The 717-nt window shown below is 48.1% G+C and carries 1 protein-coding gene; it reads left to right on the top strand.

Annotation, left to right across the window (positions count from 1 at the left end):
• Positions 1-297 precede the first annotated feature (297 nt).
• Positions 298-600: a mobilization protein gene (locus tag PY649_RS34800; protein ID WP_141654729.1), complete on the top strand. Its 303-nt coding sequence runs from the start codon at positions 298-300 to the stop codon at positions 598-600.
• Positions 601-717 lie beyond the last annotated feature (117 nt).

Here is a 717-nt window from a genome sequence, read left to right on the forward strand (position 1 = left end):
GGCTGTATTTGTGTTCGTGTCCATCAACCTCGTTGGTCAAATCCTCGCCAGAACGATACGCAGCCGCAGCCACAACAGAACGCCCTGCGCTCCGGCTTATCGGCTTTGTCTCGGCGCGATAGATTGCCACGGATCGAAAGCCTTTCTTTTGGCGTAAAATGGGGGGTTCAGGGGGGCAAAGCCACCATGACGCAGGACTTGCACTTGTGCAAGTCGTAACTGCGCCCTTAATACCTGACGGCATCAAGGGATATGTGGTATTGTTCTTAAAAGATTGATTCCAGTTCCGAGGATAATATGAGCAACATTTCTAAAGAAATTGAAAACGCCAAAAAGATTATCGCCGAACAAAAAAAACGCATCAAAGAGGCTCAAAAAGCAGAAGCTAAATCGGAAGCAAAATTGCGCGATCGACAAAATTATATCTTAGGAGGTGCCTTAATAAAATTAGCCGAAACAGATGAACGCGCTGTCCGAACCATCGAAACACTTTTGAAGCGTGTTGAAAGGCCATCAGACCAGAAAGCCTTTGAGACATTCTCTCGCCTTCCTTCACTCGCCATGACACCAGTTCCAGCGTCGGAAAATACCCATGAGTGACATGCTGGAAGAAGATCCGTTTGAACTGTTCAAGCGGGTCGAAAAAAGCATCACCAAGGCCACCGGAAGCATGGAGCGTCTGGCATCCGAGCAGGACAACAGGTGCAGAACGATTTC

The sequence above is a fragment of the Rhizobium mayense genome (genome assembly GCF_030272705.1).
Classification (GTDB): domain Bacteria; phylum Pseudomonadota; class Alphaproteobacteria; order Rhizobiales; family Rhizobiaceae; genus Rhizobium; species Rhizobium mayense.

Bases quoted from the DNA above. Each gene is read 5' to 3' on its own strand.
- PY649_RS34800 (WP_141654729.1), top strand. From the start codon at position 298: ATGAGCAACATTTCTAAAGAAATTGAAAACGCCAAAAAGATTATCGCC.